This window comes from Kocuria sp. CPCC 205235 (assembly GCF_040980905.1).
In the GTDB taxonomy this organism is placed as follows: domain Bacteria; phylum Actinomycetota; class Actinomycetes; order Actinomycetales; family Micrococcaceae; genus Kocuria; species Kocuria carniphila.
In genome coordinates, this window is record NZ_JAVKPR010000015.1 from 74,128 (window position 1) to 88,200 (window position 14,073).

The 14,073-nt window shown below is 64.0% G+C and carries 13 protein-coding genes and 1 pseudogene; 5 read left to right on the forward strand and 9 right to left on the reverse strand.

Annotated elements, in window-relative coordinates; translation table 11 throughout:
- The first annotated feature begins 26 nt into the window (after positions 1-26).
- Positions 27-2,039, forward strand: a complete 2,013-nt coding sequence (dxs, locus tag RF638_RS11185; protein WP_368842037.1) for a 1-deoxy-D-xylulose-5-phosphate synthase — start codon at positions 27-29, stop codon at positions 2,037-2,039.
- Positions 2,040-2,096: 57 nt separating this feature from the next.
- Here dxs and RF638_RS11190 read toward each other — a convergent pair whose 3' ends face one another.
- Positions 2,097-2,561 (reverse strand): ubiquinol-cytochrome c reductase iron-sulfur subunit, encoded by a 465-nt coding sequence (locus RF638_RS11190; protein WP_238663228.1) that lies wholly within the window; start codon positions 2,559-2,561, stop codon positions 2,097-2,099.
- Between the two features lie 174 nt (positions 2,562-2,735).
- Between RF638_RS11190 and RF638_RS11195 the strand changes: the two genes are divergently transcribed.
- Positions 2,736-3,146, forward strand: coding sequence for a hypothetical protein (locus RF638_RS11195; protein ID WP_095798888.1), 411 nt, complete (start codon positions 2,736-2,738; stop codon positions 3,144-3,146).
- 120 nt (positions 3,147-3,266) lie between these two features.
- On the opposite strand, the gene RF638_RS11200 is transcribed toward RF638_RS11195, so the two are convergent.
- From RF638_RS11200 to msrB, 3 genes are all read right to left on the reverse strand, one after another.
- A complete protein-coding gene (locus RF638_RS11200; protein ID WP_368842039.1) occupies positions 3,267-4,625 on the reverse strand; it encodes an HRDC domain-containing protein in 1,359 nt (452 codons plus the stop codon).
- An 85-nt stretch (positions 4,626-4,710) separates the two neighbouring features.
- Entirely contained in the window at positions 4,711-5,370 is a 660-nt protein-coding gene (locus RF638_RS11205) for a DUF3000 domain-containing protein (RefSeq protein WP_368630291.1), read from the reverse strand.
- A 63-nt stretch (positions 5,371-5,433) separates the two neighbouring features.
- A complete protein-coding gene (msrB, locus tag RF638_RS11210) occupies positions 5,434-5,877 on the reverse strand; it encodes a peptide-methionine (R)-S-oxide reductase MsrB (protein ID WP_095798919.1) in 444 nt (147 codons plus the stop codon).
- Positions 5,878-6,009: 132 nt separating this feature from the next.
- On the opposite strand from msrB, the gene RF638_RS11215 reads away from it, so the two are divergent.
- Positions 6,010-7,266: an alpha/beta hydrolase family protein gene (locus RF638_RS11215; RefSeq protein ID WP_368842040.1), complete on the forward strand. Its 1,257-nt coding sequence runs from the start codon at positions 6,010-6,012 to the stop codon at positions 7,264-7,266.
- Here RF638_RS11215 and ybaK read toward each other — a convergent pair.
- Genes ybaK through RF638_RS11230 form a run of 3 tightly spaced genes read right to left on the reverse strand, consistent with a single transcriptional unit; the run spans position 7,226 to position 9,098 of the window.
- Positions 7,226-7,672, reverse strand: a complete 447-nt coding sequence (gene ybaK, locus RF638_RS11220) for a Cys-tRNA(Pro) deacylase (protein ID WP_259915453.1) — start codon at positions 7,670-7,672, stop codon at positions 7,226-7,228. The two genes, RF638_RS11215 and ybaK, sit on opposite strands and share 41 nt — an antisense overlap.
- Positions 7,673-7,731: 59 nt before the next feature.
- Positions 7,732-8,193, reverse strand: coding sequence for a SufE family protein (locus tag RF638_RS11225; protein ID WP_095798885.1), 462 nt, complete (start codon positions 8,191-8,193; stop codon positions 7,732-7,734).
- Positions 8,190-9,098, reverse strand: a complete 909-nt coding sequence (locus tag RF638_RS11230) for a sulfurtransferase (RefSeq protein WP_095798884.1) — start codon at positions 9,096-9,098, stop codon at positions 8,190-8,192. Before RF638_RS11230 ends, RF638_RS11225 begins: the two co-directional genes overlap by 4 nt.
- A 263-nt stretch (positions 9,099-9,361) precedes the next feature.
- Here RF638_RS11230 and zapE point away from each other — a divergent pair, with 263 nt between their 5' ends.
- Positions 9,362-10,411 (forward strand): cell division protein ZapE, encoded by a 1,050-nt coding sequence (zapE, locus tag RF638_RS11235; protein ID WP_095798918.1) that lies wholly within the window; start codon positions 9,362-9,364, stop codon positions 10,409-10,411.
- Positions 10,412-10,497: 86 nt separating this feature from the next.
- On the opposite strand, the gene RF638_RS11240 is transcribed toward zapE, so the two are convergent.
- Entirely contained in the window at positions 10,498-10,686 is a 189-nt protein-coding gene (locus RF638_RS11240; RefSeq protein WP_095798883.1) for an antitoxin, read from the reverse strand.
- 341 nt (positions 10,687-11,027) lie between these two features.
- Here RF638_RS11240 and nrdF point away from each other — a divergent pair, with 341 nt between their 5' ends.
- On the forward strand, positions 11,028-12,008 hold the full coding sequence (nrdF, locus tag RF638_RS11245) for a class 1b ribonucleoside-diphosphate reductase subunit beta (RefSeq protein ID WP_368842042.1): 981 nt from the start codon (positions 11,028-11,030) through the stop codon (positions 12,006-12,008).
- Between the two features lie 570 nt (positions 12,009-12,578).
- Here nrdF and RF638_RS11250 read toward each other — a convergent pair.
- Positions 12,579-13,579: pseudogene (locus tag RF638_RS11250) on the reverse strand (IS481 family transposase).
- Between the last annotated feature and the right edge of the window lie 494 nt (positions 13,580-14,073).

Here is a 14,073-nt window from a genome sequence, read left to right on the forward strand (position 1 = left end):
AATTTTCAAGGCACGGAGAGCACGCAATGACGCTTCTGGAGACCATCAAGAGCCCGGCAGACCTCAAAGGACTGGACGCCGCGGCTCTCGAGCAACTGGCTGCGGACATTCGCTCGTTCCTGATCACGCACGTGGCCGCGACCGGTGGTCATCTGGGACCCAACCTGGGTGTGGTCGAACTGACACTTGCCCTGCATCGGGTCTTCGATTCACCGCGTGACTCCATCGTGTTCGACACCGGTCACCAGTCCTACGTTCACAAGCTCGTGACGGGGCGCCAAGACTTCTCTACGCTGCGCCAACAGGGCGGCCTGGCAGGCTACCCGGACCGCGGCGAATCCGAACACGACATCGTGGAGTCCTCACACGCGTCGTCGTCCATGTCATGGGCGGACGGTATCTCGCGCGGTTACCAGATGACCGGCCAGCACGATCGCCACACCGTGGCCGTGATCGGCGACGGCGCCCTGACCGGCGGTATGGCCTGGGAAGCCGTCAACAACATTGCCTCGGACAAGAACCGCAAGGTCGTGATCGTCGTCAACGACAACGGCCGTTCCTACGCGCCCACCGTGGGTGGTTTCGCCAACCGGCTGCAGGAACTTCAGGCGAGCGTGCAGCAGGGCGTGGACGCCGTGCGTACCGACCGCCGCTACGAGCAGACCATGGACAAGGTCAAGGGTTTGCTCCAGGAATCCGGTCACTTGGGATCGGCCGTGTACCGGGGTCTGCACGGGATGAAGCAGGGCATCAAGGACGTGGTGGTCCAGCAGGGGATCTTCGAGGACCTCGGCATGAAGTACGTGGGCCCGATCGACGGCCACGATCTGGACGCCATGGAACAGGCGCTGAGTAACGCCAAGAACTTCGGTGGCCCGGTCATCGTGCACGCGATCACCGAGAAGGGCCACGGGTACCTGCCCGCCCGACTCGACGAGAACGACCAGTTTCACTCCGTGCCGGTCATTGATCCGTCCACGGGCAAACCGACCGCGACGTCGTCCTCCCGGACCTGGACCCACGTGTTCCGTGACGAGATTGCGGCCATCGCGGACGAACGCGAAGACATCGTGGGTATTACGGGCGCCATGCTCATTCCGATGGGACTGCAGAAGATGCAGTTGGCCCACCCGGATCGCGTGGTGGACGTCGGAATTGCCGAGCAACATGCCCTGACCATGGCCGCGGGAATGGCCTTCGGCGGACTGCATCCCGTGGTGGGGCTCTACGCCACCTTCCTGAACCGTGGTTTTGACCAACTGCTCATGGACGTGGCGTTGCACAAGGCCGGTGTGACCGTGGTGCTGGACCGCGCCGGCGTCACCGGTCCGGACGGGCCCAGCCACCACGGCATGTGGGACCTCGCGCTGTTGCAGATCATTCCCGGACTGCACTTGGCCGCGCCCCGCGACGAGGCCACCATGGTGGAGGAACTGCGCGAAGCCGCGGCCGTCGAGGACGCACCCACCGTGGTGCGCTATCCCAAGGGAACGGTGGGAGCGCCGTCGCCGGCGTTGGAGCGCTTACCGGACGGCGTGGACGTGCTGGTGCGCAATGGCGACCCGACCGAGCCCGGCACCGATCGCCGGGACGTGCTGATTGTGAGCGTGGGTGCCATGTGCGACATCAGCCAGGACGTGTCCGAGCGACTGGCTGCCCACGGTGTGTCCTCCACGGTCGTGGACCCGCGTTGGGTGCTTCCGGTGGCCACGTCCGTGGTCGAGCTTGCGGCGCAGCACCGCATTGTCGTGGTCATCGAGGACGGTGTGCGGGCCGGTGGTATCGGCTCACTTATCCGTCAGGAAATGCGGTCGGCCGGAGTGGATACCGCTCTCAACGAGGTGGGCCTGCCCACTGAGTTCCTGGCCCACGCGAGCCGTGAACAGATCCTGGAGCGGACCGGACTCACCGCGCAGCGCATCGCCCAGAACACACTGTCCTCCGTGCTCGGCACCCGGGTTCCCTATGCTCGACCCGCCGACGAGGAAAAAGTACGCGCCACCCAGACGAGCCAGATGCGGCGGGTGGACGGCGCGTAAGCAGGCGGGCCTGGGCCTTCCGGCCCGGGGGCGTCAAGCCCGGGCCGTTGGAACCGGTCACCCCACGATGATGCGGTCGCCCTGAACCGTGACCGGGTATTCGACGAGTCCACTGGTCGCGGGACCGCCCTGCACATCACCGGTGGCCATGTCGAACGTGGAGCTGTGGCACGGGCACACGTAACTCTTGTTGGCGGGATTCACCACGCAACCCTCATGGGGGCACACGGGGGAGAAGGCCTTGAAGGTGCCCTCGGTGGGCTGGCCCACAACGGCCTGCAGGCCGTCTTTTTCAACCTTGAGACCCTGGCCTACCGGAACGTCCGAGGTCGCAGCTACGTCCACGGGGCTGGTGGGTGCCTGGGGCGTGGCCGGGTCGCTGGATTCCTGATCGGAGCCACCGCAAGCGCTCAGTCCGACCGCGGCAACTGAAGCGAGTCCCGCAGCACCCATCACGCGGCGTCGCGTGGGCAAGCCGGAGGTATCTGCGGTGTCGGACGGTTGATGACGTTCGGTGCTCAAGGGGACCCTCTCTACGGTGTGGTTGCCATCAGTCTAGGATTTCGACCCTGGCAATTTGGTGCGACTGGCCGAGAGCCCGTGCGTCAACCCTGAGGGCCACGGCAAAGATCAGTAGGATGTGTATTAGTCAAGGGGCGCCATGATGGCTGCCTCGAAGGAATGAAAGGAATCAAGATGATCAAGCGTCTCGCTTTTGTCGCCGGTTTCGGTGTTGGTTTTGTCGTGGGTTCCGCCTCGGGCCGTAAGAGCTACGAGTCCCTGCGCGAGAGCGCCATCAACACCTGGAACGACCCCAAGGTCCAGGACAAGGTCGCTGAAGGTACCGACTGGGTCAAGGCCGAGGTTCCCGTGGTGGGCGGTAAGCTCGCCGAGACCGCGCAGAAGGCAGCCGGCACTGTGTCCTCCAAGGCTCAGGAAGGCGCTTCGGCCGTCAAGGACAAGGCTCAGGGTGGTGCCGCATCGGTGAAGGCCAAGGTCGGTTCCAACTCTTCCGATGCTGATCTCCCCAAGCCCGTGACCACCGAGAAGGACGTGGACATGGACGCCGCAGAGCCGGCTCCCACCAAGGACGACATGAAGAACTGATGTCTGTCCGTCACAGACGAGTGGCCGCGCATCCCCCGGGATGTGCGGCCACTGTCATCTGCGGGTGATCTGGTGTGCAGACCTTGTTCGCGACCCGTTTCGGCCCGAACGCAGCGGTGTCTATTGCTGCTCGGATGTGCCGGCACTCGTGTCGGGCTCTGTACCCGAAGGGGAGTCGTCCGCGTGTTTCTCCGCGCGACGCTGGGCTCGCAGTTCACGCCACGTGCGGCCGATGACCGGAGTGACCTGCTCGACCTGCCATTGCCGGACGCCTAGCTCTGTGAGGCGCTGCGCCACGGCGTCGTCCGAGGTGGAGCGGGGCGGCTGCCAGCAGAACCGACGGAGCAACTCGGGCGTGACCAAGTTTTCGGTGGGCATGCCCACGGTTTCCGCGTGTTCCGCCACGGCGGGTTTGATGGCCTTGAGCCTCGCGGCGGCCTCCGGTCGCTTGGTGTCCCAGCCCTTGACCGGCGGAAGTGCGTCCGAGGGAACGTTGTGGGGTACGGGATCTTCCGTCAGCCGCGCCTCCTGGACCGCCGTCAACCAGCGGGGGGCCTCACGGGAAGCGGAGCGGCCGTGGAACCCGGGGGTCGCGAGCAATTGCGGCACCGTGCGCGGCATGGCGTTCGCGGCGGCAATGATGGCCGAGTCGGGCAGTAGCCTGCTGGGGGAGAGGTCCTTGTGCTTGGCCAGGTTCTCGCGAGCGGTCCACAGGTTGCGCACGGCGGTGAGCTTGCGACGGCCACGGACGTTTCCGATTCCGTGAGTGCGGCGCCACGGATCCTTCCGCGGCGGGGGAGTGGGCGCGGTGCGCACCGCCTCGAATTCTTGCCGGGCCCAGTCGAGTTTGCCGGCTTCGACGAGCCGCTCCTCGGTGGCCCAGCGCAGCTGAACCAGGACCTCGACGTCGAGAGCAGCGTAATTGAGCCAATCCTGGGGGAGTGGCCGCTTGGACCAGTCCACGGCCGAGTGTTCCTTGGACAGCGTGAATCCGAGCAGCTCCTCGGTCATCGAGGCCAGGCCCACTTTGCGTAGTCCCAGCAACCGACCGCCCAATTCGGTGTCGAACAAGATATCGGGAGTCATGTCCAGATCCCGCAGGCACGGCAAGTCCTGCGTGGCGGCGTGGAGGACCCATTCGACGCCGCTCAGGGCCTCGTTCACGCTGGCCAGTGATCCTACGGCCTCGGGGTCGATCAGAATGGTGCCCGCGCCCTCACGGCGGATCTGAACCAGGAACGCTCGTTGTCCGAAGCGGAACCCGGATGCCCGTTCCGTGTCGATCGCCACGGGGCCGGTGGCTTCTGCCAGTTGTTCTGCTGCGCGAGCAAGACCGCGTGCCGTATCCACCACGCGGGGGATACCCTCGGCGGGCCCGTTCAGGTGAACCGTTGTGGGGACATGGAAATCCTCGAACCCCTCGACCACCACTTCGGTGGATTGGGGCTCGCGCGGCGGCCTGGCAGATTGATCACTCACGGTGTTTATGAGAATTCCTGACAAATGGATCGATAACTGTTGTACCTACCGTACTGCCACTGAACCCGTCAGTAGGTGTGATCCACTACAAATACGTCACGCCTTCGCTGTACGGGGGAAGTCCCGTGGCGGTGCACAGTAATTCTGACCAGGCCTCCACATGGGCGGCGGCCCAGTTCTGCGGTTCGTACTCGGTGAGCGGAGTCCAGGACGCGCGGACCTCGATTTCCACGCTGTCGGTGTTTTCGCGCAGAGAGCCGAAACCCTTCTCCATGGTGCGCGAGGCCGTGCCGCCCTCGGCCATGTAGCGGGCGCCGCTGCCGTCCAGGGCGTCGGTGAGCCAGGACCAGCTGACATCGGTCAGTAATTCGTCACGTCCGATATCCAGGTCCATGTGAGCCCGGAACCAGCTGACGATTCGGAAGGGCCCGCCCCACGGCTCGGGCCGGGTGGGGTCGTACAACATGACGAATCGCCCGGTGGTGGGCGCCTGGGTTTGCTCCGGACTTCGCATTGCGCGGAGGGTTCTCCGTTGAATTCGGCCCACTTCCGCGGCAATGGAGATTGCGTGCGGTGCCAGTCCGTTCGGCGGCGCGATGCGGGCCAGGGAAACCTCAGGGCGGGTGCGTGCACGACCGAGAGATCGCACTGCCGTGCGAAATTCCTCCGGGGTGCCGTTCAGCTCGCTTACCGCGCTCACAACGCTCACATTAGCCAGTGAGTCGGTGAGGGTGAGGGGAGCCACGCCGTGTGCGACTCTTACGACTTCTCCGAGCCAAGGGTGACTGCGCGGTAGCTTAGTTGACCGCTAGCCGCCCTGCGACTCCGGCACCAACCGCATGGAAACCGAATTGATGCAGTACCGCAGGTCGGTGGGTGTGTCGAAGCCTTCGCCCTCGAAAACGTGCCCCATGTGGGAGTCGCAGGCCGCGCAACGGACCTCCACGCGCTTCATGCCCATGGTCGTGTCTTCGATGTAGCGCACCCGGTCCTCGGCCAGCGGTTCGAAGAACGAGGGCCAGCCGCAGTTCGAGTGGAACTTGGTGGTCGAACGGAACAATTCCGCCCCGCAGGCGCGACATTCGTAGACACCGGTGGTTTCGGTGTCCACGTATTCGCCGGTGAAGGGGCGTTCCGTACCGCCCTGGCGCAGAACCTGGTACTCGGTGGGCGACAGCATCTCGCGCCACTGTGCGTCGGTGCGGGCGGCGGACCGTGCGGAGACCGATTCGTTGGTGGAGTTCTCAGACATGGCTTCTCCGTATCGTAGTTCGAGTTCTTTGATCGTGATGGCCGTGATGGAGCAGGCCTCTGGGTACAACACTTCACCGTCCTCCAATATGCCCGCCGGTGCCGTCCAGGGTGAACATGTCAGAATGACGACATGGCTTCGCTTCTGACTCCCGCCGGAGACGCCCCCGCCCGTTCGTGGCGACACGGTGCCATCGTGGGTGCCACGGCGAGCATCGGTGCGGCGTCCGCGACGTTCGCCCTCTCCAGTGGTCTGGCGGCACTGATCGCACGCCAAGTGGTGGTGCCTCCCAAGGTCGGTGGAAAACTCACCGTGCTGAAGCTCGAGAACGACCCAAACTCCGGTCAGCCGCTCATTACTCTGCCCGCCAACACGGACACCCGCGCCGCCGGAACCTACGCCCTGCGCTTCGACGAGGGCCAGAGCATGGCGCGCATCGGTTTCGTGGTGCGGCAGAACAACAGCACGGTCACCCGGTTGGTCGAGCGGGTCTACCGGGGTGAGTTGGAAGAGGGCAAGAAGGGTTGGTGGACCGGGACGGTCTACGCGCGCCCGGGCGACGCCGGATTCGTGTTCGAAAAGGTGGACGTGGATACGGACCTCGGTCCGGCTCCGGCATGGGTCATCCCCGCGGACGGAAACACTGACCGGACATTGCACGACGGAGTGTGGGCGGTCATGGTGCACGGCCGCGGGGCACAGCGCATGGAATGCATTCGTGGTGCCCGTGTGGCCCAGGAACTCGGGCTGCACAGTCTGATCGTCTCCTACCGCAACGATCGGGAGGCCCCCGCCACCGAGGACAACCGTTACGGCCTGGGTTTCACCGAATGGGAAGACGTCGAGGCGGGCATCGAGTACGCCTTGTCCCGAGGTGCCACGGACATCGTGCTGTTCGGTTGGTCCATGGGTGGTGCGATCGTGCTCCGCACCCTGGAACTCACGCAGTATCGCAACAAGGTTCGCGCGGTGGTGTTGGACGGTCCGGTCGTGGACTGGTTCGAGCTGGTGGCGCACCAGGCCAAGATCCACCGGATTCCGCGCCGGATCGGTCGCATGGCCACGGACCTGATCTCGCATCGGCTCGGTCCCAAGATCACCGGTCTCGCGGCACCCCTCGACCTGCATGCGTTGGATTGGCTGTCCCGCTGGGAGGACATCACCACCCCCACGCTCATCCTGCACTCCACCGACGACGAGGTGGTTCCGGTCGAGGGCTCCGTGCACCTGGCCGAGCTCAGCCCGTTCGTGGACTTCGTGGGTTTCGCCGGCGCCCGGCACACCAAGGAGTGGAACATCGACCGCAAGCGCTGGGAGCGTGCCGTGCGCGAGTGGCTACCCACCAAGCTCAAGCGGCCAGCGGTGCGTACCGCCCGTCCGTCAGCCTGAGCAGGTCCTCGGGGGACAACTCGACGTCCAGTCCGCGCTGCCCACCGGAGACCAGAACGGTCGGCCGGTTCCGCGCGGATTCATCCAGCAGCGTGGGTGACGGAGTCTTCTGGCCCAGTGGCGAGATGCCGCCCACCACGTAGCCGGTCCGGGTCTGAGCCGCCGACGGTGCCGCGAGACTCGCCTTCTTCCAGCCCAGTTCTCGTGCGGCTGCCTTCAGATCCACCGTGGAGCTGACCGGGACCATGACCGTGGCCCAGTTCTTGTCGTGGACGACCATGATGGTTTTGAACACGCACGCCGGATCCTTGCCCAGAGCATGAGCTGCTTCCAGCCCGAACGATTCGGCGCGTGGATCGTGCTGGTAGGGCAGCGCCGTATAGGCAACCCCGGCGGCGTCGAGCATCGCAAGCGCCGCCGTAGCAGCGTGTGATGCCCGAGCCCCGGGGCGGTTACGAGCCACGATCAGCCGGCGGAGCGAGCCGCTTGCTGGTCCCGAACCTGTCGTTTGATCCGGCCCAGCATCGCGGACATGCCGCGCATGCGCAGCGGGGACACCAGCTTGGTCAGCCCGAAGCGCTCGGGCAGATCATCGGGGATGTCCAGCACGGTGGACGCGGGCAGACCGTCCAGTCCTTCGTACAGAATGGACGCGAATCCACGGGTGGTCGGAGCCTCCGCCGGCGCGGAGAAGAAGATGTTCACGCCGGGATCCTGGGTACCCTCTTCGAGCTCAACGGCCAGGAACAGCGGGGACTGGCACTCGACCACCTGCTCGAGGTCCTCCGGGTGCTCGCCGTACCGGGCGGGAAGCTCGGGAAGCGAACGGGAGAACTCGAGAAGGAGCTGGAGCTTGTCAGGTTCCGGAACGGCGTCGAAATCCTCGATCAGCTCTTGAATCTGATTCGGTAATGCGTCAGTGGTCACCGGACACCCTCCGGAGCTTCGCCGCGGGCCTCGCCCTGGGCCACGGGCACGCGCACGGCGTTGCCCCACTCGGTCCAGGAACCGTCGTAGTTGCGGACCTTGTCGAAGCCCAGCAAGTGGGTGAGCACGAACCACGTGTGGGAGGAACGCTCGCCGATGCGGCAGTAGGCGACGATGTCGTCACCGTCGGACAGGCCAACTTCTTCACGGTAGATCGCGTCCAGCTCGTCACGGGACTTGAAAGTGGAGTCCTCCGCGGCGGCACGGGCCCAGGGAACGGACGCTGCGGTGGGGATGTGACCGCCGCGCAGCGTGCCCTCCTGGGGGTAATCGGGCATGTGGGTGCGCTCGCCGGTGTACTCCTGCGGGGAACGCACGTCGATCAACGGCGTGGTGCCCAGGTTCTCCAGGACGTCCTCGCGGTAGGCGCGGATCACGGAGTCATCGCGCTCGACCACGGGGTAGTCGGTCGGAGTGACCTCGGTGGCATCGGTGGTGAGTTCGCGGCCCTCGGCTACCCACTTGTCGCGACCGCCGTTCATCAATCGGACGTCCTGGTGACCGAAGAGGGTGAAGACCCACAGAGCGTAGGCGGCCCACCAGTTGGACTTGTCGCCGTAGACCACGATGGTGTCGTCGCGGGAAATGCCCTTGCGGGACATGAGCTCCGCGAACTGCTTGCCGTCCACGTAGTCACGGGTGTCCGGCTCATTGAGATCCGTGTGCCAATCAACCTTCACGGAACCGGGGATGTGACCGGTTTCGTACAGCAGAACGTCCTCGTCCGATTCGACAACCACCACACCGGGCTTGCCCACGTTATCGGCCACCCACTGGGTGGAGACCAGCCGCTCGGGATGGGCGTACTGGGAGAAATCCTGGTTGTTCTCTGCTTCCACGGGCATGTGGAGTACTCCTCGTGTCTAGACGTGCGCGTCACGGCGCGCGGGACTTGTTTTCCAGCGTAGTGCGCCAGCGGTGGCGAATGCATGCGAGAAAGCCGCAACCGGGCGCTGCAGCGCGCGTGTTCACCACGGGCTGACCGGTAGCATCGGGGCAGGAGCAGTTAGGCTGCTCAGAATCCGTACCGATCAATGCCGTCCGGTGCCCGGTGCCCGTGAATTCGCGGGGGAGTGGCGCAGCGGGCAGGGAGGCCCTTTACGTGAACATGCACATTGAACACCTCGTGGAGCGTAATCCGCGCGTATCCGGCCACGAGTTGCTGGACGGTTTCCGTCCGTCCGAGCGCTTCGGAGAGGTCTCCTTCGACACGTACCGGCCCGATCCTTCCCAGCCCTCGCAGGCCGAGGCGGTCGAGAAGCTCAAGGCCTTCGCTGCAGGCGTGGGTGGCGGCCAGGCCTCCGGCAACGGGTTCTTCTCCAAGCTGTTCGGTGGGGGCGGCGGCCAGAAGGGTTCGCCCGCGCAGGGCATTTACCTGGACGGTGGCTTTGGTGTGGGCAAGACCCACCTCCTGGCATCGCTGTGGCACGCGGTTCCGGGGCCCAAGGCGTTCGGCACGTTCGTGGAGTACACCAACCTGGTGGGTGCGCTGACCTTCCGCCACACCGTGGAGGCGCTCAAGGACTACAAGCTCGTGTGCATCGACGAGTTCGAACTCGACGATCCCGGGGACACCGTGCTGATGTCCCGCCTCATGCGCGAACTGGCGGACGCGGGCGTCAAGCTCGCGGCGACCTCCAACACGCTGCCCGGTTCGCTGGGCGAGGGCCGGTTCGCGGCCCAGGACTTCCAGCGCGAGATCCAGGTGCTGTCCTCCCAGTTCGACGTCGTGCGGATCGACGGCGAGGACTACCGCCATCGCGGCCTTCCCGAGGCGCCTCAACCCCTCGCCGACGACGCCGCTCTGGAAGCGGCTGCAGAGCAAGCCTTCTCGGGTAGGACCGTTGCGATCGACGATTTCGACGCGCTGGTCGTTCACCTGTCCCGCGTGCACCCCTCCCGCTACCGTGCGTTGATCGACGGCCTGGACGCCATTGTGTGGCGCGGGGTGCGCACCATCGACCAGCAGGCCGTGGCACTGCGATTCGTGGTGTTGGCAGACCGACTGTACGACAAGGATCTGCCGATTCTGTCGACCGGTGTGCCCTTCGACCAGGTCTTCACCGAAGAAATGATGGCCGGCGGCTACCAGAAGAAGTACTACCGTGCCGTGTCCCGTCTGACCGCGCTCGCTCGTGAAGGCGGGGAAGCGGCCTAGGTTCCGCAACGACTCTCTTCAAGCACGTGTGCATAGCAAACGGCGCCCCTCGGAATTTCTTCCGAGGGGCGCCGTTCTATCAGCTGTTACTGCTCGTTGCCGCCGCCGAGCTTGTCACGCAGCGCATCCTGGCCCTTGTCGACGTGTTCCGCGTGCTGACCGCCGGTGCGGTCGTCCACGGTGTCTCCGGCCTTGTCGATGCCCTGGTCAACCTTGTCCGGGTTGTCCTCAGCGAACTGCTTTGCCTTGTCTCCAAGTCCTCCGATGTCCACCATGACGGTCTCCTTTCGGTAGATCGAGCCGCCCCGCTCGGGGCGCTGATGTGATCATCATGACTGGTGAGCCAGAGAGTTGGGAACACTTTCTGCGACGACTTCGCGGAGAGGAAACAACCAATGACAGACGGGGTTACTCGTGAGAAAGTGACCCTCGGTCACCCTGCCCACTTGTGCCGCTCCATCGATGCGTAGGATTCGAGGACCTAGATATCTGCACCGTGGTTTAAGCCGCTCGGTGGGCTACTCTTGAAGCTCGGTCGACTCCCTCTCACAGATTTGTGATGAAGCCCCTTGGACTCGACCGATTTTCATACCAAGCGAAGGAGCCAGCGCGCGCCATGACACCTGAAAAGGTTGAACTGCTCCGCCACCCGGCGGAAGCCATCAACTGGAACCGCATTCAGGACGACAAGGACCTAGAAGTCTGGGATCGCCTGACCTCCAACTTCTGGCTCCCCGAGAAGGTGCCGCTGTCCAACGACGTCCAGTCCTGGAAGACCCTGACCGAGCAGGAACAGGACCTGACCATGAAGGTCTTCACCGGTCTGACCCTGCTGGACACCATTCAGGGCACCGTGGGCGCTGTGTCGCTGATCCCGGACGCCAAGACCCTGCACGAGGAAGCGGTGTACACCAACATCGCATTCATGGAGTCGGTGCACGCCAAGTCCTACTCCTCGATCTTCTCCACGCTGTCGTCCATGAAGCAGATCGACGAGGCTTTCCGCTGGTCACGCGAGAACCCGTACCTGCAGCGCAAGGCCGAGATCATCATCAGGTACTACAAGGGTGATGACCCCCTCAAGAAGAAGGTTGCCTCCACGCTGTTGGAGTCATTCCTGTTCTACTCGGGCTTTTACCTGCCCATGTACTTCTCCTCGCACGCCAAGCTGACCAACACCGCGGACCTGATTCGTCTGATCATCCGCGACGAGGCGGTGCACGGTTACTACATCGGCTACAAGTACCAGCGCGGTCTGGTCGAAGAGACCCCGGAGCGTCAGGAAGAGCTCAAGGCGTACACCTACGACCTGCTGGACGAGCTCTACGAGAACGAGATCGCCTACACCGAGTCCCTCTACGACACGGTGGGGTGGACCGAGGACGTCAAGAAGTTCTTGCACTACAACGCCAACAAGGCCCTCAACAACCTGGGCTACGAGGCGCTGTTCCCGCGCGAGATGACCGAGGTGTCCCCGGCGATCCTGTCCTCGCTGTCCCCGAACGCGGACGAGAACCACGACTTCTTCTCCGGCTCCGGTTCCTCCTACGTGATCGGCAAGGCCGTGAACACGGAAGATGAGGACTGGGACTTCTAGGGCCTACACATTTCGACTCGAGGCCTGAAAGCCCGGATCTGCAGGTTTCTGCAGATCCGGGCTTCTTTTCACATATATGACTACAGGACGGGTGAGTGCAGAGGGTGTACCTCGGTGTTGGGCATCCCGCACGGGAAGTACCGGAGGGCACTAACAATGCACCAGCCCACATTCGGACGAAGTACCGGAGCGTGTTCGCCTGAAAGATGCGACCAGGACGACGACAGAGTTGGATCAGAGGCAGCCATTCGGAACCGCGGGAATGTCCCACACTTTAACTGAGCTGATGGCAGAATCTCGAGGCCCAAACTAATGGAAAACCGATCTGACGAGAGTAGCTTGTCAAGCTTTCGTAGAGCCAAAGGCATGAGGCTCGGAAGCACTAATCGAAAACTAGGCGTCCCCCGCCGCAGAGTCCGCAAAGCCAGGTCTAGCGGCTTTTGTCACGTCATGGGGGCTACCTGAATTGGATGGCAACCTTGAAAGAATCCCTTCACCCCAGCTTTCCGCTGCATACGGTGGTCCCTTTGAAAGCACCTCCCCCGCATCCAAGGTCACCCTCCATACTGCCTAGTTGTAAGAGGGCATGACGTTATTGGATCGGGCCGGGGTGGGTGAGGCCGGGGGCTGATCACCACAGGCGGTATGCGGCCGATGATACTTGAAGTCGTTGACCCACATCTCGATCGCTTCCCGGCGGGCCTGTTGGCTGGCGTAGGGGGCGGACGTAGAGGACCTCGTCGGCCAACAGCCGATTGAACCGCTCCACTTTGCCGTTGTGGCGCGGCGAGTAGGGGCGGATTCGTTGGTGCCGGCTGGCGAGGGCTTCCACGCACTGGGTGAAATCCCGAGCCTTGTAGTTGGCGCCGACCTGGTGCAGCCGGGTGATGCCGTAGGCGGCGAAGAACGCCCGGGCCCGGCAGAAGAACCCGATCGTGGCCACTGCCTTCTCATCGGGGAGGGCCTCGGTATAGGCCAGCCGCGAGAAGCCGTCCGCGGCGCAGTGCAGGTAGGTGTAGCCGACCTTCGCCCCGGGCCCACGCTTGGACTGCTTGGCTGCAGCGCTGCAATGGCCGTGAGCCGGCCACCCGCCACCGTCGGGGATGTGCCCGACCTTCTTCACATCGAGGTTGATCATGTCTCCGGGCCAAGCTGCACGGATCCGCCGAGGCGGGCGACGCAGGCCGTCCCCGTCCGGGGTGAGGTCGCGCAGGCGGGAGAGTCCCAGGTGGGCCAACCACCGTCCCACGGTGGGCAGGTGCAGACGGTGTCCGAGACCGCGCAGGTGGCGGTGGATGGGCCTTTGCCGACCACTTCCGTTCCCGGCGCAAGGACTTGATCGACTCGACGACCGCCGCAGGGGTGCGCTGAGGGCTGCGCCGCGGCGTCGAGGGGTGATCGGCCAGTCCCGCCTCGCCGGACTCGAGGTAGCGGGCCATCCAGGTGGCCACTGTAGCTCGGCTGACCCTGAACTCGGCGGCCACGTGGGCCTTGGGGATCCCGTCCTCGAGGTGACGGCGGACCATGCGCAGACGGCTGGTCGGGTCCAGGGGTGCGTTAATGTGGGTCATGAACGGGCTCTCTCGTACAGGCGAAGGGTGTAGGAATTTCCCTCCTGTGACAAGGAGCCCGTTCCTCATCTCACCGACGCACCCGTGCCAAGAACCTCATGCCCCGCAACAACTAGTCCCAGCCGAACAAACCTGGGTGAGTGTTGACACTTCCGAGCTATTCATACAACATAACTTGTATGTAGGAAGGGTGTGACCTGGCCTAAGAGGTGGGGCAGCATGGATTCTAGGTCAACATGTGACACCCCATTTAAAGAACGGAAGAGGCTAATGGCATCAACTTCGTCGTTGTCTGAGAAACCGTTGACAAGAACTCCCAGTCTCACGTCGTTGCTGGTGGTTGGCTCATGGGACGGATTAATGATCGACGTAGCGACCCAGCCACCCGGGTGTCTAGATGTCCACTATTGTGATGAGCAGGGCTGGCCTTGACCCCGGATGGTGGACACGGGGTTATGCGGCTTGTTGAAGATCCGCAGTCTGGTTACAGTGTT

What these genes read in the sequence shown, in the direction of transcription:
- dxs (WP_368842037.1), top strand. Translation starts at nt 27, where the DNA reads ATGACGCTTCTGGAGACCATCAAGAGCCCGGCAGACCTCAAAGGACTG.
- RF638_RS11195 (WP_095798888.1), top strand. Translation starts at nt 2,736, where the DNA reads ATGATCAAGCGTCTCGCTTTTGTCGCCGGTTTCGGTGTTGGTTTTGTC.
- msrB (WP_095798919.1), bottom strand. Translation starts at nt 5,877, where the DNA reads ATGTCTGAGAACTCCACCAACGAATCGGTCTCCGCACGGTCCGCCGCC.
- RF638_RS11215 (WP_368842040.1), top strand. Translation starts at nt 6,010, where the DNA reads ATGGCTTCGCTTCTGACTCCCGCCGGAGACGCCCCCGCCCGTTCGTGG.
- ybaK (WP_259915453.1), bottom strand. Translation starts at nt 7,672, where the DNA reads ATGCTCGACGCCGCCGGGGTTGCCTATACGGCGCTGCCCTACCAGCAC.
- RF638_RS11230 (WP_095798884.1), bottom strand. Translation starts at nt 9,098, where the DNA reads ATGCCCGTGGAAGCAGAGAACAACCAGGATTTCTCCCAGTACGCCCAT.
- zapE (WP_095798918.1), top strand. Translation starts at nt 9,362, where the DNA reads ATGCACATTGAACACCTCGTGGAGCGTAATCCGCGCGTATCCGGCCAC.
- RF638_RS11240 (WP_095798883.1), bottom strand. Translation starts at nt 10,686, where the DNA reads ATGGTGGACATCGGAGGACTTGGAGACAAGGCAAAGCAGTTCGCTGAG.
- nrdF (WP_368842042.1), top strand. Translation starts at nt 11,028, where the DNA reads ATGACACCTGAAAAGGTTGAACTGCTCCGCCACCCGGCGGAAGCCATC.